This window comes from Glycocaulis albus (assembly GCF_014639075.1).
GTDB lineage: Bacteria > Pseudomonadota > Alphaproteobacteria > Caulobacterales > Maricaulaceae > Glycocaulis > Glycocaulis albus.
Window position 1 is genome coordinate 430249 of sequence record NZ_BMFS01000001.1, and the last position, 19739, is coordinate 449987.

The 19739-nt window shown below is 61.1% G+C and carries 14 protein-coding genes; 6 read left to right on the top strand and 8 right to left on the bottom strand.

The window, feature by feature from the left end:
- Positions 1-172: 172 nt before the first annotated feature.
- Both IEV75_RS02110 and IEV75_RS02115 read left to right on the top strand, forming a co-directional pair.
- Positions 173-2479, top strand: a complete 2307-nt coding sequence (locus tag IEV75_RS02110; RefSeq protein WP_188450883.1) for an ATP-dependent helicase — start codon at positions 173-175, stop codon at positions 2477-2479.
- Between the two features lie 68 nt (positions 2480-2547).
- Entirely contained in the window at positions 2548-3192 is a 645-nt protein-coding gene (locus tag IEV75_RS02115) for a TetR/AcrR family transcriptional regulator (RefSeq protein WP_188450884.1), read from the top strand.
- Positions 3193-3198: 6 nt separating this feature from the next.
- Here IEV75_RS02115 and IEV75_RS02120 read toward each other — a convergent pair whose 3' ends face one another.
- From IEV75_RS02120 to IEV75_RS02135, 4 genes are all read right to left on the bottom strand, one after another.
- Positions 3199-4071, bottom strand: a complete 873-nt coding sequence (locus tag IEV75_RS02120; RefSeq protein ID WP_188450885.1) for a 50S ribosomal protein L11 methyltransferase — start codon at positions 4069-4071, stop codon at positions 3199-3201.
- An 18-nt stretch (positions 4072-4089) separates the two neighbouring features.
- Positions 4090-4923, bottom strand: a complete 834-nt coding sequence (locus IEV75_RS02125) for an ABC transporter permease (RefSeq protein ID WP_188450886.1) — start codon at positions 4921-4923, stop codon at positions 4090-4092.
- Positions 4920-5918: an ATP-binding cassette domain-containing protein gene (locus IEV75_RS02130; protein WP_188450887.1), complete on the bottom strand. Its 999-nt coding sequence runs from the start codon at positions 5916-5918 to the stop codon at positions 4920-4922. The genes IEV75_RS02125 and IEV75_RS02130 overlap by 4 nt, the downstream gene beginning before the upstream one ends.
- Positions 5919-6022: 104 nt before the next feature.
- Positions 6023-7870: a purple acid phosphatase family protein gene (locus tag IEV75_RS02135; protein WP_188450888.1), complete on the bottom strand. Its 1848-nt coding sequence runs from the start codon at positions 7868-7870 to the stop codon at positions 6023-6025.
- A gap of 177 nt (positions 7871-8047) precedes the next feature.
- On the opposite strand from IEV75_RS02135, the gene IEV75_RS02140 reads away from it, so the two are divergent.
- Entirely contained in the window at positions 8048-9889 is a 1842-nt protein-coding gene (locus IEV75_RS02140) for an aminopeptidase P family protein (RefSeq protein WP_188450889.1), read from the top strand.
- A complete protein-coding gene (locus IEV75_RS02145; protein WP_188450890.1) occupies positions 9886-10416 on the top strand; it encodes a hypothetical protein in 531 nt (176 codons plus the stop codon). Before IEV75_RS02140 ends, IEV75_RS02145 begins: the two co-directional genes overlap by 4 nt.
- Positions 10417-10688: 272 nt before the next feature.
- On the opposite strand, the gene IEV75_RS02150 is transcribed toward IEV75_RS02145, so the two are convergent.
- The 3 genes from IEV75_RS02150 to uvrB all read right to left on the bottom strand — a co-directional run bounded on the left by IEV75_RS02150 (position 10689) and on the right by uvrB (position 14917).
- Positions 10689-11516, bottom strand: a complete 828-nt coding sequence (locus IEV75_RS02150) for a NotI family restriction endonuclease (RefSeq protein ID WP_188450891.1) — start codon at positions 11514-11516, stop codon at positions 10689-10691.
- Positions 11516-12658, bottom strand: a complete 1143-nt coding sequence (locus tag IEV75_RS02155; RefSeq protein WP_188450892.1) for a DNA cytosine methyltransferase — start codon at positions 12656-12658, stop codon at positions 11516-11518. The genes IEV75_RS02150 and IEV75_RS02155 overlap by 1 nt, the downstream gene beginning before the upstream one ends.
- Positions 12659-12784: 126 nt before the next feature.
- A complete protein-coding gene (gene uvrB / locus IEV75_RS02160; protein ID WP_188450940.1) occupies positions 12785-14917 on the bottom strand; it encodes an excinuclease ABC subunit UvrB in 2133 nt (710 codons plus the stop codon).
- Positions 14918-15079: 162 nt separating this feature from the next.
- Here uvrB and IEV75_RS02165 point away from each other — a divergent pair, with 162 nt between their 5' ends.
- Entirely contained in the window at positions 15080-15643 is a 564-nt protein-coding gene (locus IEV75_RS02165; RefSeq protein ID WP_233351714.1) for a response regulator, read from the top strand.
- A 57-nt stretch (positions 15644-15700) separates the two neighbouring features.
- On the opposite strand, the gene IEV75_RS02170 is transcribed toward IEV75_RS02165, so the two are convergent.
- The gene (locus IEV75_RS02170; RefSeq protein ID WP_188450893.1) at positions 15701-16000 is read right to left on the bottom strand and encodes a GIY-YIG nuclease family protein; all 300 of its coding nucleotides are present in this window, start codon (positions 15998-16000) and stop codon (positions 15701-15703) included.
- A gap of 452 nt (positions 16001-16452) precedes the next feature.
- On the opposite strand from IEV75_RS02170, the gene IEV75_RS02175 reads away from it, so the two are divergent.
- Complete coding sequence (locus tag IEV75_RS02175; protein ID WP_188450894.1) at positions 16453-19623, top strand: type ISP restriction/modification enzyme; 3171 nt, start codon at positions 16453-16455, stop codon at positions 19621-19623.
- The last annotated feature ends 116 nt before the right edge of the window (positions 19624-19739 follow it).

Below are 19739 nucleotides of genomic sequence, written 5' to 3' on the forward strand. Positions count from 1 at the left end.
TCCCCCATGCTATGCACAGTGTTACCGGTCTGTAATCCAGGCTGCAAGCCGTAAGCGCTGAGTGACCGGCCTCGCCGGTGCAATCGGTCCGCCTTCACCCCTGCCGATTGCCCCAAGGCGTGCTAGTTTTGTTCGCTCCCGTTCGAATCGACTGCTCAGCATCAAGGCCGCCATGAATTCTGTCCCCTTGTCCCAACAGGCCTCTGCCCGTCCGCCATCTGGCGGAGAGACGGGGCTGCCGGGCTATCTGAAGGGATTGAACGCAGAGCAGCGCGCCGCTGTGGAGGCGACTGACGGGCCGGTTCTCGTGCTCGCGGGGGCAGGCACCGGCAAGACGCGCGTCCTGACCACCCGGCTTGCTCATATCCTTGCCACAGGCCGGGCCAATCCGTGGGAAATCCTCTCGGTGACCTTCACCAACAAGGCCGCGCGCGAGATGAAGGAGCGTGTCGGCGCCATTATCGGTGAGGCAGTGGAGGGCCTGCCCTGGCTTGGCACCTTCCACTCCATCGCCGCGCAAATCTTGCGCCGGCATGCCGAGCTGGTGGGGCTGAAACCCTCCTTCACCATCCTGGATACCGATGACCAGCTGCGCCTGATCAAGCAGATCCTCCAGGCCGAGGGGATAGACGACAAGCGCTGGACGCCGCGCCATCTGGCCAGCCTCATCGATGGCTGGAAGAACCGGGGCATCCGCCCTGAAAAGCTGGGCGAGGAGGACCGCTGGACGTTCGCGGACGGCAAGGCTGATGTGCTCTACCGACTCTACCAGGAGCGGCTGAAAGTCCTCAATGCCTGCGATTTCGGCGATCTCCTGCTGCACAATCTGACGATCTTCACCGAAAATGCCGATGTGCTGGCGCTTTATCACCGGCGCTTCCGCTATCTTCTGGTGGACGAGTATCAGGACACCAATGTCTGCCAGTATCTCTGGCTGCGCCTCTTGGCGCGCGGGTCTGGCAATGTGTGCTGTGTGGGCGATGACGACCAGTCCATCTATGGCTGGCGCGGCGCGGAAGTGGACAACATTCTGCGCTTCGAAACCGATTTTCCCGGCGCCACCGTGATCCGTCTGGAACGCAATTACCGCTCTACGGGGCATATTCTCGGCGCGGCCTCCGGCCTCATCAGGTCCAACCGCTCGCGTCTTGGCAAGACGCTGTGGACCGAGGATGATCCCGGCGAGAAGGTACAGGTGCGCGGCCTGTGGGACGGGGATGCGGAAGCGCGTTTCGTCGCCGACGAGATCGAGGCCTTTGTCCGCTCCGGCAACCAGCACAATGATATCGCCATTCTGGTGCGTGCGTCCTGGCAGATGCGCGCGTTTGAAGACCGCTTCATCATGCTGGGCCTGCCCTACAAGGTCATTGGCGGTCCGCGCTTCTTTGAACGCGCGGAGGTGCGTGATGCCCACGCCTATATGCGCCTTGTGCGCTCGGCCGAGGACGATCTGGCATTCGAGCGGATCGTGAACGTCCCCAAGCGGGGGATTGGCGAGACCAGCGTGCAGAAGATCGCCGCAGCGGCGCGCTCAGCGGGTGTCTCGATGAGCGAGATGGCGGGCCTGATGGTCCAGACCGACGAGATACGCGGCAAGGCGCGCACCGCCTTGCAGGTTTTCCTGCGCGATGTCGAGCGCTGGCGGGCGCAAGCCGACACGATGCGCCATGACGAGCTGGCCGAGATCATCCTCGATGAAAGCGGCTACACGGCGATGTGGCGCGAGGACAAGAGCCCGCAGGCCGCAGGCCGGCTTGATAACCTCAAGGAGCTCATCCGCTCCATGGGCGGGTTTGACACGCTGGAAGCCTATCTGGAGCATGTCTCGCTGGTAGCGGATCTCGATCAGGCAAGCGATGGCGATGAAGTGTCCCTGATGACGCTGCACGCCGCCAAGGGGCTGGAATTTCCGCTGGTTTTCCTGCCCGGCTGGGAGGAGACGGTGTTTCCCTCGCAGCGGTCTCTGGATGAGGGCGGCACGGCGAGCCTGGAGGAGGAGCGCCGCCTCGCCTATGTCGGCATTACCCGCGCGAGGGAGCGCGCCATCATCTCCTTTACGGCCAACCGGATGATTTTCGGGCGCTGGCAGTCCGTCCTGCCCTCACGCTTCATAGACGAGCTGCCGCCCGAACACGCCGAAGCGAAGTCCGAAACCGGCTATTATGATGCAGGCCCCGGTTTTGCCGGCGTGTCAGAGCCTGCCGATCCCTTCCGCTCGGCCTATGACAGTCCGGGCTGGAAACGCTTCAAGGCGGCGCAGGAAAGCGGAGCCCGCCGCGATCCGGGCGTGATTGAAGGCAAGGCAAAGCTGATCGAGAGCGGGGACAATGGCGCTGGCGGGTTCAAGCGCGGAGACAGGGTCTTCCACCTGAAATTCGGCTATGGCCGGATTCTGGTGGCCGATGGCGCCAAGCTGACCGTCGCCTTCGACAAGGCAGGCGAGAAGAAGGTCGTGTCGAGCTTCGTGGAGAAGGCGTGAAACGGGCAACGACTTGTTGCCAGCGCACACTATCGACCTTGCGCCGCAATGGCTCTAAACCTTTGTCCATGAGCACGAAAACACAAGTCCGCCCGGCGCGGACCAATGAGCGAGAGGCGCAGAGAGAGGCGACGCAGAGCCGTATCCTCGATGCGGCCATTCCGCTGTTTGCCCAGCGCGGGTTTTCCGGCGCGTCGGTGAGCGATGTGGCGCGCGCCTGCGGTGCGCCGGTACCGCTCATCATGTATCATTTCAAGTCCAAGCAGGGCGTGTGGGAAGCCGCGGTTGAACGGCTTTATGCGCGGGTCAATGCCAAGCTGCAGGACGAGATGGCCGCTCTGGAGGGGCTTAGCGGCCTGCCGTTCTACAAGGCTGCCATAAGGGCCCATATAGCCACGCTGGCGGCATACCCGGAGCACATGCGGCTATTGCTGCAGGAAGGCGCCGAGCGCACGCCGCGCCTGGAATGGCTGATTGCGCATCATCAGAAGCCGCTGAACGATCTCATCATCTCGTTGATCAGCGCCGCACAAGGCGAGGGCCTGATCGCTCAGGGTGACCCCGAACACCTCAAATTCGTGCTATCCGGCGCGTTCTCCCTGCCCATCGTGCTCGCGCCCGAATACGAGATACTGACCGGCAAGAATCCGATCGAGCCCAGCCAGATCGAGGCGCATATCGATGCCTGCCTTGAGCTGATCCTCAAGGCGTGATGCCGGTCAGCCTGCTTTCAGCGTCAGGATCGCCCAGCCCTCGATGATATCGGTGTGTTCGGTAACAAGGCCAGCCCCGGCATAGGCCGCCTCGACGCCTGTAATCTGCTCTTCGAGCAGGCCGGACAGGACGGCCCGGCCATCGGGCGCCAGACGCTCCGCCAGTGCGCGCGCCAGCTCCTGCAGCGGTCCTGCGAGGATATTGGCAAAGATCAGGTCAAACACCGCGCCCTCGAAAGCGGGGTGATCAAACCCGTCCGCCGTGATGGCCTCAATCCGGTCAGCCACGCCATTCTTGGCGTTATTGATCGCGGTTTCCGCCACGGCTTCGGGATCAATATCGGTCGCGAGAATATCGGCATCGGGCCAGACAAGAGCCGCCGCGATGGCGAGTGCGCCCGTCCCGCAGCCCAGGTCCAGCACGCGTGCGGCTTTCAGCCCTTCGCGTTCCAGCCTGTCGCAGGCGATGAGGCAGCCTTTGGTGGTTCCGTGATGGCCAGTGCCAAAGGCGGGGCCGGCTTCTATCTCTATCCCGATTTCGCCGGGGGCCAGTTCCGCTTTCGCATGCTCGCCATAGATAACGAAGCGACCGGCCTTGACCGCGGGCAGGCCGGCGAGCGACAGGCGCACCCAGTCCTCTTCGGGAAGCGGCGCGAACTGGACATCAATATCGGCGCCCGTCAGCCCGATTCCGGCCAAAAATCGGTCTACATCAATCTGCTGATTGAAAAGCACATCAAGCCGCCAGACCTCCTCGCTGCCATCTTCAAAGAAAGACCAGGACAGCATCGGCCCGTCTTCCCACGCATTCAGAGCCGCGTCGGCGGCCTTCATGGGCGCGGCAGGACCGATGGCGAGCAGGCGCCAGAGCGTGGACATGGCAAGCGTTTCCCTGTGCTAGCGCTCGCGCCGGTAAAGCCACATCGTCACGGGTCCGAAGACCGCAGCGATGAGGCCAGGCGCGAGCAGGGCCAGCAATATAGCGCCAGCGTCCGGTGTGCCAGCCATGATATCGCGTATGGCACTGACCAGCAGCGAGACCGGATTGACCGACACCACGGCCTGCAACCAGCCGGGCATGGTCGCCGGGTCGACATAGATGTTGGAGGCGAAGGTAAGCGGCATCAGCACCAGCCAGGCGAGCGTCATCACCGTGGACGGCGTGCGGACAGAAAGCGCCAGCGCGGTGAATATCCAGCCAAAGCCGAGCGCAAACGCGTTCATCAGCATGAGGGCGGGAATGACGGCGATGAAACCGCCTTCGGGCCGGTAGCCCATCAATGTGCCGATAATGAAAACGATCACACCGGATGCCGTGAAGCGGAACACATCGGCCAGCATCGCACCCGCGATCGGGCCGGGGCTCCACACGGGCAGCGAGCGGAAACGGTCAAACACGCCCTTGGAGATATCGGTGTTGAGTGTGAAGCCGGTATAGACGGACGTAAAAACAATCGTCTGAACCAGAATGCCCGGCAGGAGGAATTGCAGATAGGCGTCTGTAGACCCTGCCAGCGCGCCGCCGAACAGATAGGTGAACATCACCGTGAACATGATGGGGGTGACCACCACGTCGAAAAGCTGTTCAGGCATATGCTTGATCTTCAGGAGCGCCCGCCAGGCATAGGTGAGGCTCACCGATACGGGGCGCGGCGGGCGCGGCGCGATGGCCGGGGCTGACAGCACCGCGTCCTGCGCCGCCTGCTCCAGGGGCTTGGTCATCTCGCTCATAGCGCGGCCTCCGAATCCGTCGCGTCGTCCTTCCCGCTTTCCTGCCCATTCTCCGGCTCTGGCGGGCGTCCGGTCAGGGCAAAGAAGACCTCATCGAGGCTGGGCTGGCTGAGGCTGTAGCCCGTCAGCGCTATGCCAGCGGCGGACAAGGCGCCGAGCGCCGCCAGACCGGCGGCGGGATCAGCGACGTCCACATTCAACGATGCCGCGTTGCCGCTCGCGCGTACCTCGCCCACCAGCATGTCAGACAGGATGCGGGAGGCATCCTCGCGCCGTTCAGCGCTGGTGAGATGGATCTGCAGCACGCCGCCGCCGACTTTCGCTTTCAGCTCCGCGCTGGTGCCGCGCGCAATGATGCGGCCATGATCGACCACCGCAATTTCGCCGGCCAGCTGGTCGGCTTCTTCCAGATATTGCGTGGTCAGAAGAATGGTCGTGCCGCTGGCCGCGAGCCCGCGCACAATGTCCCACACCTGATTGCGCGAGCGCGGATCAAGCCCGGTGGTCGGTTCGTCCAGAAACAGCAGTTCAGGCCGCCGGATAAGGCTGGCGGCAATATCGAGCTTGCGGCGCATGCCGCCGGAATAGTCTTTGGCCTGCCGGGCCGCCGCGTCGGACAGGTCGAAGGCGGCGAGAAGCCCCATCGTCCTGTCCTTCGCTTCTGACCCTTTCAGGCCCGACAGGCGCGACAGCAATAGCAGGTTTTCATAGCCTGTGAGGTCTTCGTCCACCGAAGCGAACTGGCCCGTCAGGCTGATCTTGCGGCGTATCTCGCGCGCCTCGCGTTCGATGTCGTGGCCGAGCACGCGTGCGCTGCCGCCGGTGGGACGCAGCAATGTCGCCAGCATGCGCACCAGCGTCGTCTTCCCGGCGCCATTGGGGCCGAGAACGGCGAAAATCTCGCCCCGCCGCACATCCAGATCAATACCGTCCACGGCCCGTTTGTCCCCGAAATGGCGGGCGAGGCCTGTGGTTTCTATTGCGGGAGCGGTCATGGGCAGGCTCGGTCAGCTAATGCAGGGGCGCGCCGGTTTAGCCGAACCGGCGCGCTGCACAAGCCTGCAAAATATTACCGTTTGGACAGGAGCGTACGTGGCTGTCAGTCCTTTGCCAGATCAAAGGCATCGATGGTTTCGCCCTCTGCGTTGATCGCGCGGTAGGACAGGGTGCCGGCAGCCGAGTCCATCTCGATGAGCTGGTAGGTGCGCTCATTCGTGGTGCCAAAGGCGGCGATATCGCGCAATTCCTGCTCGTACATCTTCGTGCCGGAGACCGCGACCAGATAGATCGTGCCATGCTCGCCGGGTTCTGCCGGGCGGTGACCGCGCATCGGCACGGTGCGCATATAGGCGTGGTCATGCCCCTGAAAGGCGATGTCGACATTGTGCCGGTCGAAGATCGGGCCCCAGGCATCGCGCAAGGGCTGGTTGTCGCGCCCCGGACGCGAGGCATAGAAGGGGTGGTGGTAGATCACTACCTTCCAGCGCGCATCGCTTGCCCCCAGCACGCGGTCCAGCCATTCGGTCTGTGTTTCCGGCTCGATCAGGTCATAATTGGAATCCATCACCACGATCAGCATGTCCTGATAGGTGAGGTGATAGGTGCGGCCCGGATCGAGATGCTCAGACCCATTATCGGGCAGGGCAAACTGTTGAAGATAAAGGGTCGGGTGGCCGCCATGACTGTCATGATTGCCGATGGCCGGAACCACGGCGGAGCGGTCGAACACGGTGGAGCCTTCAGCGAAGAACTGGTCCCAGTTATCGCGCTCTGTGCCATGATCGATGAGGTCGCCGGCAATCATCCAGAAGCGGATTTCCGGAAATCTTTCATAAGCCTGGCGGATGAGATCGCCCCATTCATCGAGCCCGTTCTGCGGATCGCCCAGATAGACGAACCGCCAGGTCTGCGCGCCCGGTTCGGCGGCTGTGTGGAAGTGCCTCACTTCACTCCAGTTTTCGCCGCCATCGGCGCTGACGCCAAACGCGTACTGCCCGCCCGGCTCGAGCCCCGTCAGGCGGACGCGGTGCAGGTCAATCGCAGGGTCGTTGACGACCTGACGGCTGCGCAGCGTCATCGTCTCCGCGCGGGCGTAGGCGACAGATTCCGCATCGTTTTCAGGTGCATACCAGAGCACCGGATCGCTGGCCGCGCCCGCACTTGTGCGCCACTGAATGGTGATTTCCGTTGCCGGATCGCCCTGCCAGGTCTGGACGATATGGTCGGGGGTGGCGGAGGAGGGGTAATCCGTGGTGCGGAAAAACCCGACCATGCGCGAGACAAATTCCCAGCTTTCATAAGACCTTAGGACGGGGAGGCCGTCGAGCTCGGCGGGCAGGGCGTTGAAATAGTCATTGTCATCGATGAAAGGCTCACCGCCCTCGGCGGCGATCTGTACATCCGTACCGGCGACAAGCGGAGTGATTTCAATAGCTTCGTCGCCACCCAGAGGCGCTGCAAAAACGACATAAGGCTTCAGCTCGCCGGAGAAGGAGGGGATGCCAAGACGCACCTCCCCGGCCTCGTACTCGCGCTGCCAGACCTCATACGGATCTTCAACATCTACAATGAAATCAAGGTCTTCGCGCCGTTCAAAGCCCAATTCCTCAAGCCAGAAAGGCTGTTCGCCATACATGCCGTCATAGGCGATATAGATGCGGGCCGGGCGGTCAATGGAGAAATGGACGAAAGCCGTTGAAAGATAAGCCCTTTCTTCCCCGGTCAGGAAGGCGAGGACGACTTCGGGGGTGAGGGCGACGAGTGCTTCGGGCTCCATGGTGGCGGCGAATCGGTCAAGTATATCAGATACTTGTGCTTCCAGCGCAGCATGGGGGCTGGTTTCCGGGGCGCGGGTATGGCCGTCTGCAAAGCGCGCGCCAGGATCAGCATAACTTACTGAAATATAAAGGAAAAAGGCGCCCAGCAGCGCAACGGCGAAGCGGATCATGGCGGACTCCCGGTAGACTATCCCCGCCCTATATCGCGTTTAACCCTTGTTGTGTGTGACAGTTTTTGCAAAACGGCGCGGCCCTCTCCTCCGGATAGTCCGGCCCCGCCCGGCCGGATAGACGGCCCGCAGCACGCCCCGATTGATCGCCGCCAAGAGGGGGATTAGCTTGCCCCCATGACCCATATTATCCCCCGCGACACCATCCAGACCTTCACCCCCAAGGGCGGCCCCGCCAATGGCCGCAAGGCCTTGCCCCTGCTTCGAAAAGAGCTGGCGCGCCAGGGCCTTGACGGCTTTCTCGTGCCCCATGAGGACGAGTATAATAACGAATATGTCCCCGCCAGCGCGGACCGCCTGGCATGGGTAACCGGCTTCACGGGCAGTGCCGGGGCGGCGATCGTGATGCGGGACAGGGCCGCCATCTTTACCGATGGGCGCTATACCCTGCAGGTGCGCGACCAGGTTGATGGACAACTCTTCGCCTTCGAGGGCTTTCCCGAACCCGGAATCGCGGGCTGGATCGCCGCAAACGCCCGTAAAGGCGAGACAATCGGCTATGATGCCCGCCTGCACAGCCCGGATGCCATCACGCGGATAGAGGCAGCCGCAGCCCGCGCGGGTATCCACATGCGGATAGTTGATGAGAACCCGGTGGATAGAATCTGGGAAAACCGCCCCGCGGCCCCGTGCGCCAAGATCTATCCCCACCCGGTCAGCCTGGCCGGGCGCAGCGTGGAGGAAAAACTTGACGAGGTTTCTCAGGTACTTAAAGAGGCTGGCGCCGATGCGGCCGTGCTGTCAGACCCGGTTTCGGTGGCCTGGATCCTCAATTTGCGCGGCGGAGACGTCGCCTGCGCCCCTATAGGTCTGGGACGGGCAATCTTAGGTGCGGACGGGTCGATTTCGGGGTATTTCGACCCCGAAAAAGGGGTTTCTGAGCTCTATCCTGTGGGCGGCAACAAGATATCCATCGAATCTGAAGACAGCTTCGATTCCGCGCTCGCCGCGCTCGCCGGGAAGACCGTTCTGGTGGACCCGGCCATCACCAGCGCCCACGTCTTCAACCAGCTTGAAAAAGCCGGCGCGATTGTGAAGCGCGCACCCGACCCGGTGGCCCTGCCGCGCGCGATCAAGAACGCGATCGAGGTGGAGGGCGCGCGCCAGGCGCATATCCGCGATGGCGCGGCCATGGTGCGCTTCCTTCACTGGCTGGATACGGACGCCCAGTCCGGCCATGAGGACGAGATCAGCGCGGCGGTGAAGCTCGAAACCTTCCGCCGGGCGCTGCCTGAGTTTCGCGATATCAGCTTTGAGACGATTTCCGGCGCCGGGCCAAACGGCGCGCTGCCGCACTACCGCGTCTCCACCGACTCGGTGCGCAAGCTGGAGCGCGGCACGCTTTATCTCGTCGACTCCGGTGGTCAGTACCCGGACGGCACCACCGACATCACCCGCACCGTGCCCATCGGCGAGGCTGGCGCAGACATGCGCCGCGCCTTCACGCTGGTGCTGAAAGGGCATATCGCGCTGGCGCGCATCCGCTTCCCCGAAGGCACGACCGGATCACAGCTCGATGCCCTGGCGCGCCAGCCTCTGTGGATGGCGGGGATGGATTATGACCATGGCACCGGCCACGGGGTCGGCAGCTATCTCTCCGTCCACGAAGGGCCGGGCCGCATCGCCAAGGCGCCGAACTCGATTGCGCTCAAACCGGGCATGATCTTTTCCAACGAGCCGGGCTTTTATAATACCGGCAAGTGGGGCATCCGCATCGAGACGCTGCAGGTCGTCACCCCGCCGGAGGATCTGCCCGGCGGCGAGCGGCCGATGATGGGGTTTGAAACGCTCACCTTCGCGCCCATCCACACCGCTCTGGTGGATGTGAGCCTGATGACGGAAGAGGAGCGTGACTGGCTCAATGCCTATCACGCGGCGGTGCTGGAAAAAGTCGGCCCGCTGGTGGCGGGCGAGCCAGAGGTGCATGCCTGGCTGAAAGCGGCCTGCGCGCCGGTATGAGAAGGCTCGCCCAGCTCCTCCTCCTCGCGCCGGTTCTTATGCTGGCGGGCTGCTTTACCAGCGAGGTGGAGCTGATCGGCGCGCGCGATGCCAGGCGCGCCATGCCGCCGGGCGAATACACCCATACGCCATTCGATACAGAGGGCGTGGAATGGGGCGGGGTAACGTGGCAGGGGCGGATCGATTACGGCTTCTTCTCGCGGCGCTATACGTCCGATACGCCAAACTTCCCGCACCAGAACTCGCGGCTGCGCCGGCTCTCCGGCGATATCCATATCGGCCAGTGGCCGCGAGAGGACGGGATCGGCTATGGCATTGTCTTCATCTATGAGGACATGACCACCTATCACCAGCCCGATTGCCATATCCTGACGGCTGAACAGCTCGCCGCCGCCGGCATAACGCGCGACCCGGAAGGCTTCTGCACTATCGAAACGCTTGACCAGCTCGAACAGGTCATACGAACCTATCTGGAGTTGCTGGACGGCGATGTGCGGATAGACGGGATTTACCGCAGGGTGAGGTGAGGATTGCTTCTCAGCAAGAATCGTGTTCTTTATATGTTCCTTATGGACTCGTGGAGAGGCACATGCCGTATTATTGTTTGAACAAGAATGCGCAATCTACAGGTGAACGCGAAGTTCACGACAAAACCTGCAAATACGCGCCAGCTACGTCAAATCAGATCGATCTTGGATGGCATTCGGATTGCCACGGCGCTGTGAAAGAGGCGAAGAAGCACTACAATAACGTAGATGGTTGCGCTCATTGCTCGCCTAATTGCCATACTAAATAGTATTTAGCTCTGTATTCTCAGAGGCGGATTTTTCGAGTTCAGCTTCGTTTGGAGCTCGAGAATAATTTCGCTTGGCTCCGGCGGCGTTCCTTCTCGCAGTGATGTTTGAATTTCATCCCATTCTGAATATATAATATCAGCGTTTGCCAGAGAGTAGTTGTTGCCTGATTTCTTTATTGGGTAACTGAGCCACGTAACTTCGCTATTGCTGGCGGTGGTCTCTTTGAATGTTGGCAGGTGCGAGAAGAAGTGGCTATCCACGACCACAAAGAACTTCTTTCCCCATCGGCGGAAAACAGGAACCTTCAACTGAAGCTGAGGTGCCAATCTTTTCTGCGCGGACGAACGAAAGTCAGGGCGACGGTCTGAGTTTGAAATGTCCAGTTGCCCATGCTCCAGGTAGTAATTCATAGGCGACCTCGTTTCGCCGCCGGAAAAATAAACTGCTTGAACCTCGATAGCTGCAAAATCTGATATTTTATCCGATTCTATTCTTCCAATTAGAAAGTCTACTTTTCCAATTTTACGGGTCTTTTTGCCTTCGTTGGCAATTTTGAGAATACGGATTTCCGGAAATACAGCGAACTCTGCTCCTTCGCCGAAAGCGATGCGGGCGGCATCGCGGAAAATTTTTCCGCCTTCCAGAAAGCGGACCGGGCAAAGAGATGCGGCTGTGTTGCCGTCGGACAATGAGCAAATACCGATTGGATCGGACTTACTGGCCTTCGTGCAGGCGGAATTTCTAAATGGGCAAAGCTTCTGGCCGCGCGAGGAGCGCGCTTTCGGGGTTTGGTCGTCTACTCCAAAACCAAAAATTTCAGAAATCAGCATTATTCGGCCGCGACTAACTTTTCAGTGGACCCGAAATAAGCATCTGCTTTCAAAATCGCTTCGCCTATGCAGCGGCCCAGCAGGGGCGGAACCGCGTTGCCCACCTGGACATATTGTTCGGTTTTTGAACCCAAGAACTCGAACCAGTCAGGAAATGACTGCAGCCGAGCCGCTTCTCGAACACTAATCGAACGGTTTTGCTCGGGATGGATGTAAGCTCCCCAATGCACGTCACACTTGGTCAGCACGGTGCAGGAGAGGCCATCCCACTTCATTCGCCCGTACCGCTTGGTGTGGTCGCAACGGCGAGCCTTTTTCATTCCGTTCGGCAAAAGCTCGAATGGAATGTCGCGCCAGCTGCCGCCTGGCGGAATATGGCGCATCCGTTCGATATTGATGGACGACAAGCGCGGGGCCGCGTGGTTGAGAACTCCATTCGATCCATCGCGCACCAGATACTGAAAGTGGCTGCACGGCTCTGCAGCGTAGTTCGTCACACCTTGATCTTCGCCGTTCTCGAGTAGCGGCAGATCACCAATTGCATCCTTGATCGTGTTGAATGGCAGCCTGCCCGGCCCGTGTGTCGGCTCAGGCCAAATGATCGGTGCGCCTACGCGATTTGCGATAAACACCACCCTACGGCGCTCTTGCGGAACGCCATACTCTTCAGCCTTGAGCGTCCGATGTTCAACGTTGCTGTAGCCAAGCTTCTTCAAGCCATCGATAATCGCATCGACGGCTGCACCATTGCCAGCCGAGAGAATGCCCGTGACATTCTCCATGACCACCCAGCGCGGATGGAGGCCATCCACGAGCCTAAGATACTCGTGAAAAAGCTGGCTCCGTGCGTCGTGCATGCCACGTTTGTGGTTGTAGACGCTGAATGCCTGGCAAGGTGGACCGCCTACGAGGCAATCAAGTTCGCCCCTTCTCAAGCCTGCCGCTCGAAGAAAATCTTCCGCATCAATGTCCTGAATAGGGCCCGGAAGAAATTTGGCCTCGCGGTGGGTATGGGCAAAGGTCGCTCCGGCAGCAGCATCGTAGTCGTTGCCCGCGAGAACATGGAAGCCAGCTTGGCGAAGCCCTTCAGAAAGGCCGCCAGCGCCGCAAAACAAGTCGATTGCCGTATATTTGCTCGCCATGATGCCGTCCCGCTTGAGCGAAGAAGAATCGCATTTGGTTAACGATTCTACCTACACGCAGACGAATTCGTTAACGAAAAGCACCATATGTTCCGCAAATGTTCTTGTAAAGAGCAGGCGCTTCCCCTACTCCCCCAGCGCCTTGATCTCGTCGCGTAGCCGTGCCGCTTCCTCGAATTCGAGATTGGCGGCGGCCTCGCGCATGCGTTTTTCAAGGTCGGCGATGACCGCCTTGAGGTTGTTGGGTTCGAACTTTGCCTGTTCCTCACGGGCGGTCAAGCGATCGTGACCCTGCTGGCGGCCGCGCGAGCCACGGCCGGCGGCCGTCTTCTCCATCACGCCTTCGAGCACATCGGAAATGCCGCGCACAATCGTGCGCGGGGTGATGCCGTGGGCTTCGTTATGGGCGATCTGCTTGTCGCGGCGGCGTGCCGTCTCGTCCATCGCCCGCTGCATGGAGCCGGTCACGCTGTCCGCATAGAGGATGACGCGCGCATCGGCATTCCTCGCCGCGCGGCCGATTGTCTGGACGAGGCTCGTTTCGGAACGCAGGAAGCCCTCCTTGTCGGCATCGAGAATGCCCACCAGCCCGCATTCGGGGATGTCCAGCCCCTCGCGGAGCAGGTTGATGCCCACCAGCACGTCATAGGCGCCAAGGCGCAAATCCCGGATCAGCTCGATGCGCTCCACCGTGTCGACGTCCGAATGCATGTAGCGCACTTTCAGGCCCTGCTCGTGCATGTATTCGGTGAGGTCTTCGGCCATGCGCTTGGTGAGCGTGGTGACGAGGGTGCGATACCCGGCAGCGGCCGTGGCCCGCGCCTCCTCGATAATGTCATCGACCTGGCTGAAGCCCTGTTTCGCGACGGGGCGCACCTCCACCGGCGGATCGATAAGCCCGGTGGGGCGGATCACCTGCTCGGTAAAGACGCCGCCGGTCTTGTCCAGCTCCCAGCTGCCGGGGGTGGCCGAGACGTGGATGGTCTGCGGGCGCATCGCCTCCCATTCCTCGAACTTCAAGGGGCGGTTATCCATGCAGGAGGGCAGGCGGAAGCCGTGCTCGGCGAGCGTGCGCTTGCGGCTGAAGTCGCCCTTGTACATCGCGCCGAGCTGCGGGATCGTCACATGGCTCTCATCGGTGAAGACGAGGGCGTTTTCCGGGATGTATTCAAAGAGGGTGGGCGGCGGCTCGCCGGGCTTGCGGCCCGTCAGATAGCGCGAATAGTTCTCGATACCGTTGCAGCTGCCTGTGGCCTCCATCATCTCGATATCGAACTGCACGCGCTGGGCGAGGCGCTGGGCCTCCAGAAGCTTGCCATTGGCCTCCATCCATTCCAGCCGCTCGGCGAGCTCCGCGTTGATATGGGTAATCGCCTGATTGAGCGTCGGGCGCGGGGTGACATAGTGGGAGTTGGCGTAGACGCGCACCTTCTCCAGCGCCGCCACCGCCTTGCCGGTGAGGGTGTCGAACTCGGCAATGCTCTCGATCTCGTCGCCAAAGAAGCTGATCCGCCAGGCTCTGGCGTCATAGTGGGCGGGGAATATCTCCAGCACATCGCCGCGCACCCGGAACGTGCCGCGCGTGAAGGCGGCGTCATTGCGCGTGTATTGCAGGCTCGTGAGCTGGCGCATGATCTCGCGCGGATCGGATATATCGCCGACCTTCAGGTCGAACACCATGGCGGTGTAGGTCTCCACCGAGCCGATGCCATAAATGCAGGAGACCGACGCCACGATGATCACGTCATCGCGCTCCAGAATGGCCCGCGTCGCGGCGTGGCGCATCCGGTCGATGGCCTCGTTGATCGAGGACTCTTTCTCGATATAGGTGTCGGTGCGCGGCACATAGGCTTCGGGCTGGTAGTAGTCATAATAGGAGACGAAATACTCCACCGCATTGTTCGGGAAGAAGCTCTTGAACTCCCCGTAAAGCTGCGCGGCGAGCGTCTTGTTGGGCGCCAGGATCAGGGCCGGGCGCTGCGTCGCCTCGATGATCTTGGCCATGGTGAAGGTCTTGCCGGAACCGGTGACGCCCAGCAGCACCTGATCACGCTCGGAGCCTTCAAGCCCCTCCACCAGCTCGTTAATGGCCGCGGGCTGGTCGCCCATGGGCTGGAAATCGCTGACGACCTCGAACACCCGCCCGCCCTCGGACTTGTCGGGCCGGTCGGGCCTGTGCGGCGTCCAGTTGGCGGGCAGTTTCAGCGCATCGTGGATGCCCGCAGGCACCGCATCGCGCGTGAAGGCCGCCTGGCCCATATCGGACACGCCGCCAGGGCTGGCGGCCTCTTCCGGCGGGGCGTAGGCGGTATCGTCGCGGGTCAGTTTCACCATGAGAACATATATGCAACACGCAGGCTGTGAAAGCGAGGGTGCTGTTGCACCAGTGCCGCAAGTTTTGATTAACGCTGCGGGTGCACAATGGCCGATACCAGTCGCGAATCCATCGGGCGGAGCATGTCAGGCAGTTTTGAACGCGTGCGGGTCCTTATCGTTGAGGACAACGCGCACATGTCGACGATCCTGCGCAAGGTGCTGCAGGGCTTCGGCGTGCGCACCGTAATCGAGGTGCGCGATGCGGCGGACGCGTTTGAATCCATGCGCTCGGCCAACCCCGACGTGGCGCTGGTCGATTATGCGCTGGGCGATGTGGACGGGCTGGAGTTTACCCGCCTGGTGCGCACCGCCTCGGACAGTCCCAACAAGTATCTGCCCATCATCATGGTCACCGGCCATACCGACCGCACCCGCATCATGGAAGCCATCAATGCGGGTGTGAACGAGTATCTGGCCAAGCCGGTGCGCCCGGTCGATCTCTATAACCGCATGGTGGCGCTGATCGAGCGGCCGCGCCGCTTTATCAAGTCGGGCAATTATTTCGGACCCGACCGCCGCCGGCGCACCGACCCGCGCTATCCCGGACCCTTCCGCCGCGCAACGGACGAGGAAAACCAGAACCCCGAAGACGAGGTCGATTTCGGGTAGGGGGTGGGGGTGCTGCCCTCTCCACCGGGGCCCCGGTCCCCGAGCCGGGGCCTATCTTCAAAACACCATCAGATCATTCAGTTCCGGGTATAGGTCGTGCCAGCCGGGATTGTGCGCCTCGATGAGGGCAACCTTCCATTCACGATTCCAGCGTTTCATGCTGCGTTCGCGGGCGATGGCATCATGGGTGGTGCCGCAATGCTCCAGATAGACAAGGGTGAAAACCTTGTACTTCCAGACAAATTCAGACCCTTTGCCGATGCGGTGCAGGGCGATGCGCTCGGCCGGATTGGCGCAACTGCCAGTATAGAGCGTGCCGTGGCGCTTCGAGGCGAGGATATAGACATAGGCCGACATCGCCGGAGGGTCAGTCAGATTTCGCGTTTCTGCAAGGTTTTATGGGTCCCGGCTCGGGGACCGGGACCCCGGAGCTTGAACCCCATCAGAAATTTTCAAGGTTTTTCACTGCCCTCTCCACCGGGGCCCCGGCTTGTGTTCCGCTTTCGATAATTCTGCCGGATTTACCACCGCCCTCTCCACCGGGGCCCCGGTCCCCGAGCCGGGGCCTATCTTCACTTGATGCTCCACGCATCCGCGTGTCGCTGCGGGCAAAAGTGCCCGGCGGCCGGTCGGCCTTGCAGGCCGCAGAGCGGCCTGAAAAGCGCGAACGCGCGCCCGCGACTTTTCGCGGAATATCGCAACGCGGCCTGCCCCCGGCTACGACCGGGGGATGCGTTGCGTAAGACAAGATTGCCCCTCCCGCCCCAACACGGCTAGCGTGCGGGGGTAAGGGGAGACGCGCGCGGGCCATGAGTGTGATTGCCAGTTATTTCGAGAAGATCGCCGCGACGTACAAAGGCGGGCAGGCGACCGAGCACAGCTATCGCCCGGCGCTTTATGAGCTGTTCAGCGCGCTCGATGACAGGATCAGCGTCACCAACGAACCCAAGCGCGTGGCCATCGGCGCGCCGGACTTCATCTTCATGCGCGGCGATGTGCCGGTCGGCCATTGCGAGGCGAAGGATGTCGGCACCGATCTGAAGGGCCTGAAGGGCTATAGCGTCGAGCAGAAGCAGCGCTATCTCAAAGGCTTCACCAATCTTCTCTACACGAACGGGCTCGATTTCGAGTTCTATCGCGAAGGTGAGCTGATCCGCTCCATCTCCATTGGCGAAATGCTGATGGGTTTGCAGCCAAAGCCCGAAGCCTTCGCAGAGCTGGAAGCCCAGCTGAAGGATTTCGTGGCGCAGACGCCGCGCACCATCACCTCGTCCAAGCGCCTTGCCGAGCTGATGGCGGCCAAGGCCGTGCTGATCAAGGATGTGATGGGCCGGGCGCTGGTCGCCGATCTGGAGCGCGATGCGTACACGGACCTCACGGCGCAATACCGCGCCTTTCAGGAACATCTGATCCACGACATCACGGCGGCTGACTTTGCCGACATCTATGCCGAGACGATTGCCTATGGGCTGTTTGCCGCGCGCCTGCATGACCAGACGCTCGATACGTTCAGCCGTCAGGAAGCGCTGGAGCTCTTACCGAAATCCAATCCCTTCCTGCGCCGCCTGTTCGGCTATATCGCGGGGCCGGATCTCGATGACCGCATGGCGTGGATCATCGATGACCTGACCAAGATTTTCCTCGCCTGCAATCTCAATGAAATCATGGCCGATTTCGGCAGGCTGACCGGCCAGAACGACCCGTTCCTGCATTTCTACGAAACCTTCCTGGCCGCCTATAACCCGGCCAAGAGGAAGGCCAGAGGCGTGTGGTACACGCCAGAGCCGGTCGTCAATTTCATCGTGCGGGCGGTCGATGAGGTGCTCAAGAGCGAGTTCGGTCTGGCCGATGGCCTTGCCGACACTTCGAAGATTCGAGTTGAGTTGGAAACTGGCCAGAAAGAGACAACGAAAAGGGGCCACATCAAAAAATCTGGGAAAAGATCCGTTGAAATAAAAGATGTCCATCGCGTCCAGATTCTCGACCCCGCCACCGGCACCGGCACGTTCCTGGCCGAAGTGATCAAGCAGATCGGCGCCCGGGTGAAGGCCTCCGCCCCCGGCCACTGGTCATCCTATGTGGAGACAGAGCTGATCCCGCGCATTCACGGGTTCGAGCTTCTCATGGCCTCTTACGCCATGTGCCACATGAAGCTGGACATGATCCTGACCGAGATGGGCTATACGCCGTCGGGCGAGCCGCCGCGCCTGTCGGTCTATCTCACCAATTCGCTGGAAGAGGGTGAGCGGGTGGAACAAACCTTGTTCGCTGAATGGTTTACTCGCGAAGCGAAGGGCGCGAGTGCGATCAAGCGCGACATGCCGATCATGTGCGTGATCGGCAACCCGCCCTATTCGGGCGAGAGCGCCAACAAGGGCGCGTGGATCATGGGCCTGATGGACGCCTACAAGAAGGAGCCGGGCGGCAAGGAAAAGCTGAAAGAGCGCAACCCGAAATGGATCAATGATGACTATGTGAAGTTCATCCGTTTTGGCGAGCACATGATCAAGAAGAATGGCGAGGGCATTCTCGGCTTCATCACCAATCACGGCTATCTCGATAACCCCACCTTCCGGGGCATGCGCTGGCATTTGCTGAACACGTTTGACGCCATCTACGTGCTGGATTTGCATGGCAATGCCAAGAAGAAGGAAGTCTCGCCCGACGGCTCGGCTGACAAGAATGTCTTCGACATACAGCAGGGCGTGGCGATCATCATTGCGGTGAAGAAAGGCAGGGCTGGCAAGGACAAGAAGCTGGCAAAGGTCTTCCACGGCGATCTGTGGGGCACGCGCAGTGGCAAGTACAAAGCGCTTGAAAAGGCCGGGCTGAAAGCAAGGCGTTTCAAGTCGCTCAGTGTTCGAGCCCCGCATTACGTGATGACGCGGCGCGATTACGCGCTGGAGGAAACCTATCTGCGAGGCTTCGGCGTGCAGGAATTGATGCCCGTCAATTCGGTGGGCATCGTCACCGCGCGCGACGCACTCACCATCGAAATAGACAGAGCTGAACTCTGGCGGCGGGTGCAGGATTTTGCCGCCCTGCCGGTGGAAGACGCGCGTGACAAATACCAGCTCGGCAAGGATGTGCGCGACTGGCAGGTTGGCTGGGCGCAGGCGGACGTGAAGAAGAATTTCTCCGAAGACCGTCTGGTCCCGATTGCCTACCGCCCCTTCGATACGCGCTGGACCTATTACACGGGCAATTCGCGCGGCTTCATCTGCTATCCACGCAATGAGGTGATGCAGCAATATGCAGGCCATCGAAATATCGGGTTGCTTGCACCCGTCGCGATCAGGGATCGCGAATTTCACCATGCATTCGTCACGTCCGTAATCTCAGAGGTGATTTTCCTGTCCGGGACGACGGCGTCCAACGCCAAGAACTTCCCCCTCTACCTCTACCCGGAGGAGGGATCGCCCGACCAGCCGCGCCGGGTGAATTTCGATCCGAAAATCTGGCGGAGGCTCCGTGAGCTGGCCAGGGACGACGCCCATGGCGAGCCGGACGAGATCGCCATTTTCGATTACATCTATGGCGTGCTGCACAGCCCGGATTACCGCGAGACTTTTGCCGAGTTCCTGAAAACCGATTTCCCCCGCATCCCGTATCCCGCCTCACCCGATATTTTCTGGCATGCAAGTGAAAAGGGCGGGCAGCTTCGCCGCCTGCATCTGATGGAGCCTGCCGCCATCGGCGAGACGCCTTATCCCTTCATGGGCGATGGCGACAGCGTGGTGGAGAAGCCGTCCTTCGATGCGGGCTGCGTCTGGATCAACAAGACCCAGCGCTTTGAGGGCGTGCCGGAGATTGCGTGGAGCTTCTACATAGGCGGCTACCAGCCCGCGCAGAAATGGCTGAAAGACCGCAAGGGCCGCGCGCTCTCCTTTGCTGACATCCAGCATTATCAGCGCATCATCAAGGTGCTCGCCGAAACCCACCGCATCATGGGCGAGATCGAATTGCCGGTGGAGGGGTAGTCCCTTCTTTCGTCATTCCAGAAGCGGCGCAGCCGCTATCTGGAACCCAGCGTTTTTGATCTCTGGCTTCCGGGTCTCGCCAAAGGCTCGCCCGGAATGACGAGGGGAAGGGGCGG

What these genes read in the sequence shown, in the direction of transcription:
- IEV75_RS02110 (WP_188450883.1), top strand. Translation starts at nt 173, where the DNA reads ATGAATTCTGTCCCCTTGTCCCAACAGGCCTCTGCCCGTCCGCCATCT.
- IEV75_RS02115 (WP_188450884.1), top strand. Translation starts at nt 2,548, where the DNA reads ATGAGCACGAAAACACAAGTCCGCCCGGCGCGGACCAATGAGCGAGAG.
- IEV75_RS02120 (WP_188450885.1), bottom strand. Translation starts at nt 4,071, where the DNA reads ATGTCCACGCTCTGGCGCCTGCTCGCCATCGGTCCTGCCGCGCCCATG.
- IEV75_RS02125 (WP_188450886.1), bottom strand. Translation starts at nt 4,923, where the DNA reads ATGAGCGAGATGACCAAGCCCCTGGAGCAGGCGGCGCAGGACGCGGTG.
- IEV75_RS02130 (WP_188450887.1), bottom strand. Translation starts at nt 5,918, where the DNA reads ATGACCGCTCCCGCAATAGAAACCACAGGCCTCGCCCGCCATTTCGGG.
- IEV75_RS02135 (WP_188450888.1), bottom strand. Translation starts at nt 7,870, where the DNA reads ATGATCCGCTTCGCCGTTGCGCTGCTGGGCGCCTTTTTCCTTTATATT.
- IEV75_RS02140 (WP_188450889.1), top strand. Translation starts at nt 8,048, where the DNA reads ATGACCCATATTATCCCCCGCGACACCATCCAGACCTTCACCCCCAAG.
- IEV75_RS02145 (WP_188450890.1), top strand. Translation starts at nt 9,886, where the DNA reads ATGAGAAGGCTCGCCCAGCTCCTCCTCCTCGCGCCGGTTCTTATGCTG.
- IEV75_RS02150 (WP_188450891.1), bottom strand. Translation starts at nt 11,516, where the DNA reads ATGCTGATTTCTGAAATTTTTGGTTTTGGAGTAGACGACCAAACCCCG.
- IEV75_RS02155 (WP_188450892.1), bottom strand. Translation starts at nt 12,658, where the DNA reads ATGGCGAGCAAATATACGGCAATCGACTTGTTTTGCGGCGCTGGCGGC.
- uvrB (WP_188450940.1), bottom strand. Translation starts at nt 14,917, where the DNA reads ATGGGCCAGGCGGCCTTCACGCGCGATGCGGTGCCTGCGGGCATCCAC.
- IEV75_RS02165 (WP_233351714.1), top strand. Translation starts at nt 15,080, where the DNA reads ATGGCCGATACCAGTCGCGAATCCATCGGGCGGAGCATGTCAGGCAGT.
- IEV75_RS02170 (WP_188450893.1), bottom strand. Translation starts at nt 16,000, where the DNA reads ATGTCGGCCTATGTCTATATCCTCGCCTCGAAGCGCCACGGCACGCTC.
- IEV75_RS02175 (WP_188450894.1), top strand. Translation starts at nt 16,453, where the DNA reads ATGAGTGTGATTGCCAGTTATTTCGAGAAGATCGCCGCGACGTACAAA.